Annotated in this window: 2 protein-coding genes; both read left to right on the top strand. The window is 37.5% G+C overall.

Translation table 11 applies throughout. The annotated features are described in order from the left end of the window. The first annotated feature begins 381 nt into the window (after positions 1–381). Positions 382–927, top strand: a complete 546-nt coding sequence (locus ACGH4F_RS09420) for a hypothetical protein (protein WP_411590995.1) — start codon at positions 382–384, stop codon at positions 925–927. Next, a partial coding sequence (locus ACGH4F_RS09415) for an SdrD B-like domain-containing protein (RefSeq protein WP_411590994.1) occupies positions 927–6,685 on the top strand: 5,759 nt, incomplete at its 3' end. The genes ACGH4F_RS09420 and ACGH4F_RS09415, both read left to right, overlap by 1 nt.

Raw genomic sequence — 6,685 nt, 5'->3', positions numbered from 1 at the left:
TATTCCGAGCGACAATTTAAAACCAACCGCATAGACCACACGACATCGGATGTTTATGGGGTAAGTTATAAACCGACGGAAGCCCAATTTATAGAGGGGTCTTACTCGATAGGTCGTGTGAGCAACCGTCACCGCAATCACACCAGTTTAACCGGAAATGATGAAACTCGTCGTGATGTTTGGGCGGTGGGATACGGTTATAAAAATGATGTTTTCCAAATCCGTAATCGTGTGGAATACCGAATCGATAACGGCAATGAACGCATAAGACAATGGGTGACTACTAACCGGGCGAAGACGGTGGTCAATGAAGACTTAAGCTGGCTGGTACAGTTTGACTTTGCCAAGACGTTAGGGGAGCACAGAAACAACAGTGAAGTGGTGAGTAACTACACGGAATCGATGGTTGGTTTTGCTTACCGACCAAGAGCGATAAATAACCTGAACTTATTTGGTAAATTGACGTATGTGTATGGATTAGACCCGGATGACCAGTTGATAGTGAACTCAACGTCATCAAGCGGTAAACGTTATACGTCGAGCTTGTATGACCAAAAGAGCTGGGTATGGTCATTAGAAGGTGTTTACGAATGGAATGCGAACTGGGAAACGGCGTTTAAGGCGGCGCACAGACAGGGTCATTTACGTTATAAAGGTGAAAGTGACTGGTACTCATCGGGTGCAAGTTTGTATGCGGTGCGTGTTAATTACAAGACAGGCGACTGGGAATATCAGGTTGAAGGTCGAACGCTACGAACAAGTCTGGCAGATGACCACAAAGACGGATTGGTGACCAGTGTTTATCGTTATATTGGTGACAACATCAAGATGGGCGTGGGTTACAACTTCACGGATTATAACGACAACTTAACACACCTGAACTACCGTTCACGAGGTTGGTTTGTCAATGTAGTGGGGAGTTTCTAATGAACAGTTGGCAAAAAGTTACCGGTGTAGAAAAGCACTTACCGAAGATGCAGTTCAATGCCCCAAGGGTTGAAAAACGTAAAGAAGAGAAGAATTTACGCATATCAGGAGAGAAGATAATGCGAACTGAGCATAATGCAACAGTGCAAAAGACGATGCTAAGAAGCATAAAGCGCTTATTAGCTTCTGCGTTGATATCGATGACGACGATATCAACAGCATATGCCTTTGATATAGGTGGAAAAGTCTATTTAGATTATGACAATACGGCCAGTAAAACAGAAATGCCGTTAACGGGTTTAAAAGTTGAATTATATGACAGTAATCAAAAGTTACTATCGGACACGACCACAAATCAGGACGGTAGCTATAAATTAGATGCGCCGTTACTGGGGACATATAAGGTTGTAGCAAAGACGACGGAAGGTGAAACCATTGATCGTTCAGTGCAACTTATCGTTGATACCGGTGCGTCTGCTCAGAACTTATTTATCAAAGGGCAAGGCGGTGATATCAACTTAGCGATAAAAGACGACAAAGGAAATGGTGCAAAGAATATTCCTGTTAGGTTGATTCATACCTCTTCTTCAAGGCAAATTGTTTTTGCAACCAATAATGATGGTGTAGTTGAACTTAAAAATACCTTAAAAGGGCATCTGTATGACATGACGGTTGATACAGCAGATTTTGTTGCTGACTCAAGTAATAAAATCAAATATGCTTTATGGGATGCAACATTACCAGACAGTAAAAACGCCTACGTTAATAAAATTAGCTTTAATATGGCGGGTAAAAATCAAAAAGGGCAATTTAATGTTAAACCACGTAATGAATGGGGTATTGACGGAGTTGTCGCTATTGATCAAAATGGTGATGGGATCTATACAGTAGGCTCTGATACCGGTGCGATTGATATGAATGTCGAGCTTTACTATCCCGGCACGACAACCAAAGTACTAGGTACAGGAACAATAACTACAACTGATAATGGCCGTTATCGTTTTAGAGATCTAGCTGTTGCAAGTTATGACATAAAAGTAACCAATGTAAAAGCACCTTATATTCCACAGAATAAAACCGAACAAACTGTTAAAATAACTGATGCAATCGGTCAAACAAGTGGCCCGACATTTTTGTTAAATATTGATCCGAACGATACAACTTTAGCAGGTATATCAGGTTCGGTATTTGCATTAGGTTCAGAACAATTCCCTGAAGACGGCCCAGATGGGGGTAAAACAGGAAATACTTTACCTAAGGATGGTAGTATCTTTCTTAACACGCCAGTCAATCTTTATCAGCATGATGGTAATAGTTGGATATTAATTGCTAAACAGACCACTAATAAAGCGGGGGCTTATAAATTTGGAGGACTAAGAGCAAATAAAGATTATAAAGTCGTTTTAGATGAATCTGGTATTGATACGACCAAATATTTCTTTATTGGCGATACAGATGGTAAATCAACCAGTACCTCATCTGAATCAAAAAGTACTCATAAAGGTAAAGTAAAACTCAGCAATGGTAAGCAAGACAAAATTGCTCCGAAAGAGATTATTATTCCCAATTTAAGTGGTGGTACTAAGTCAAATCAAAACTTTTGGTATTCAATCATTGCACCAAGTCTATTAGCTGTAGAAAGTAGCTTACAGTCTACAAATAACCACGGAAACTGGGGTGGTATACAAAATGGTATTAGTGAATTAAGTACCGGACCTTATCTAGAGGTTGCTTTTTTTGAAGAAGATGGTGTCACGCCTGCGACCAAATTAGATGGGACACGTTTATATGCTAAATATCTAAAAGGTCCAGATGATTACTCGCGTGCTCAACGAGCTAGGATTAATTCTGATCATGGTGGAATTTATACTTACAAAATTATTGGATATGATTCAAATTATTTAGATATCCAAAGTGTTACACAAGAATATCGAGTAAGATCGGTTGCAAATAATGCAAGCGCTACCGAAAGATTGGGTGGTTTTTCTATTGTATATTTTAGAGGTAAAACGCCTAACAGTATTTCGGGCTATGTTTACTTAAATAATAGCCATGTTGGTACCACCGGTAATTATGATCCTAAGTTAGATACGCCTATTAGATACACTCGTGTCGTTTTACAGCATAAACAAGTATCTACTGGCAATTGGGAACGTGATGATATTGCTGTTATGGGAACAAACAATGATGGTTGGTATAACTTTACCAAGTTACCTGATGGTGAATATCGAGTAGTTGTTCAATCTGCTTTCGGCGCTGGCAGTAATGCGGATAAAAATGCTATTGAATTAGAACGTAATGATCAAAACGATACTATTGTTAATGAAACTTCTAGCATTATTGTAAAAGTAAAAGGTGGTCAAAACTATACTAAAGATACTAATTTCTGGTTTAAATTAAAACAACGAGATTATATTGCTAAAGGTACAGTTTATTTAGATACTTACAGAGGAGACGGTATACTTACTGTAGGTGGGACGGCTGATGCCTTTGATAGACCATTGTTTGATGCGACAGTTTTATTATGTAAAGATAATAATGATTGTACTTCACGCTCAGGTAAGAGTGTATTAGCTTCACAAAAAACCGATAAAACAGGGCGTTATGAGTTCACTGGAAATGATGGACTGACGAGTGGGAAAGATTTTATCATTAAAGTTGTTCGCTCAGATACTGAGGCAGTAACAGATCCAAAACAAGGTCTTGCTCAGTTGCAAACGATTCGTTTTGATAAAATAGATTTACCTATTATCCATAACTTTTTAATGCAAGGTAAAAGTAATGCAATTACCTTTATTCCTATCAATGATTTAGATGGAAATGGTGAGTATGAAGGTAATGGTTCCAAAGAACAAGGTTATGGTAGATTTAAAGTTCTTTATTGGGATGGAAGTACTTACCAAGAATGGATGACTGGCGGAGATTTTTATCAGAATTTAATTCTTAACCGTTTACCAAAAGGTAAATATCGCATTATACATGATCCAGATAATACTAATTATAGTTATATTGATATTGCCGACAAAGATCCTGCTACAGCTGTAGGTATTTTTGACATAGAAGTCTTGGCCGATGGTACTTTAGCTAATAATGTTGAATCTAGTCAATATATTATGCAAGCATCAAAAGCATCTAAAGGAATATCAGGAAATCTTTACCTAGATATTACAGGTTCCAAAAAAATAGAAGATGCAGTTTTATTAACAAGTCAAGAGTTAATGAGATATAATAAAGATGCGCTTAGAGTAGAAGGCTTTTTTACGCCTCGTTTCTATAATGGATACAATAATGGAAATGTTAGCGCTATTTTAAATCAATATGACTTTATCGATAACAATGTAAAATATACGGGCGAATTTGTTTATAATGACACTAATTCACCTCGTGGTAATTTGTATTTAACTAATATAATTCTTAGATTACGTGGACTAGATTCACAACAATTTGAATTAGTTGCTAGTGGTAATGAACCTCAAGGCAAGCTTATTCCTAGTGAACTGAAAAAACCAGAGTTTTTACAAGTTGCCCCTATTCCATCTGCTGGTGCAACTGATCAGTATTGGATAGTAAAACTGAAACAACCTACCGAAATCAGTGGTCGACTTTATTTTGACTATGATGAGGATGGTAACTTCAATGCTAGTAAAAGTGATGTGCCACTTGCCGGAGTAACGGTTGAATTATATCGTGATGGAAAATTCTATGTTAAAACTAAAACCGATAAATCTGGTATATACACTTTCCAAAATTTATTTAATGATACTTATACCATTAAAGTTACAGAAGAAGGCTTGGATGTAAGCGTTTATGAACTAAAATCAGAGTTTGATACTGTACCAAATATTAAAATTACATCACAAACACCAAAAGTATCAGGTGGTAATTTAGATTTCATCTATAAGAAAAATGGTGATGCAGCTATTGCAGGTTATGTAATGGTTGATATTAACAACAATGGTAGAACGGATATTAGTTTTGATAAAACAGGTGATCTTCCTGTATCGAATGTTAAGGTTAAATTATTTAAAAAATTAAATAATTCTCTTATTAACTATCTTGAAAGTACTACTAATGAGAAAGGCTATTATAGTTTCACTGGAATTGATCTTAATACGGACTACGTAGTTCAAGTTGTTCCTACAAGCAATTATGGCGTTATTTCAAATGCTAATCAAAAAGCTAGTGCAACTTTAGACACAATAACCTTTAAAGATATTGGACGAACTGTACAAAACCAATCCTTCCTATTAGCAGGTAGTTCAAACAGTTCACCGGCGGCAGGTATAAGCAGTAATCAAGCAATCAATAGTGGTATTGCGGGTAAAACTATTATTGACGGTACATCACCTGAATTACCAATTGATCATGTATTGATTGGTCTAGTTGATTCAAACGGAACTGAGATCGCTCGTCAATATACCAATGATAAAGGTGAATATCATTTCTATAACTTACCTTCCGGTAAGTACAGTATTAATGTTGTAACCTCGCCGGATGGTTATTCATTAGTTAAAAATAGTGAAGGTTCAACTCAACCAATCAGTACTTTATCCAATATTCAAATAACCAATACTGGTGTCTTTGGTAATAGTTTCTATTATAAAGAAGCAAGTGCTAACGGTATTCAAGGGAAAATCTTCGTCGATTATGCCGATAATAATAACGATTTAGATCCTACAAAGGCGTTTACCTATTTACTTGATAGTGCGATCTCGTATACCGTTGAATTGCATGACGGTTTAGATGGTACTGGTAAGTTATTAATGACCCAACAAACCGTGGATGGTGAGTATCAATTCCCTAATTTGATGTTTGGTAATAGTGCTAACTATTCTGTGGTACTGAAATTAGACGCTAATGCCGACCATGAGTTTAAACAAAGCTCAGCAGGTAAAGATCCGAAACATATTGTTATTCCGGTTGCGAGTTTACCAAAACAAGGCTCACTGGATAATAATTATCTGTTGGTAGGAAAACAAAAAATCGATGGTGTCGTCTGGATTGATGAAAATGACAGCAAAGACAGACAGGATAACGAAGGGCGTAATGGCATCAATGTGACCCTTAATTATCAGGCACCGGGTGCAACGGATTATGTTGAACTTAAAAAAGTTGACACCAAAACGGTGAATGGCAAACAAGGTTACTATCAGTTTGAAAAATTACCGAAAGGCGGTAACTACCAAATTAAGGTTAGCACACCGGAAGGAACGGAATTAATTGCGGACAGTGTCATAGCCGGAAATAGCGATAGCTTTGAGTTTAACCCGTTAACACAAAATGAGTTAGACAAAAATTCAGCGTATAAATATATTGCCATGATTAAAGGTCATGTCAGCATTGATATAGACAACAGCCGAACCCACTCAGCGATTGATGCGGATTTATCCGGTTTAGCATTAACTCTGACTAAAACGGGTAGCACAATTACGAAACAAGTGACCACTGACAGTAAAGGTAACTTTGAGGCGGGCAACGTATCGGAAGGCGATTGGATTATCACGGCAGACAGTTCGCAAAGTGTGGCTGACTGGGATGGTTATCAATTGAGCTATACGGATATAGGTCAAGGTGCAGTTAAAGCCGGGTCACCTAACTTATCGCTAAAAGTGCATGTTGCTGATAATAAGTCATTAGTTAACGGAATAGAAATAGGTTATCACGGCAGTGCGGTTATCAAGGGTTATGTGGTGATCGATGCCGATAACGACGGAAAATACAGCGCAAATGATATTGCCTTTGGCGCATTAAGTACGCC

This window comes from Gilliamella sp. CG35 (genome assembly GCF_046635745.1).
GTDB lineage: Bacteria > Pseudomonadota > Gammaproteobacteria > Enterobacterales > Orbaceae > Gilliamella > Gilliamella apicola_I.
This window is presented reverse-complemented; position numbering and strand designations above follow the sequence as displayed.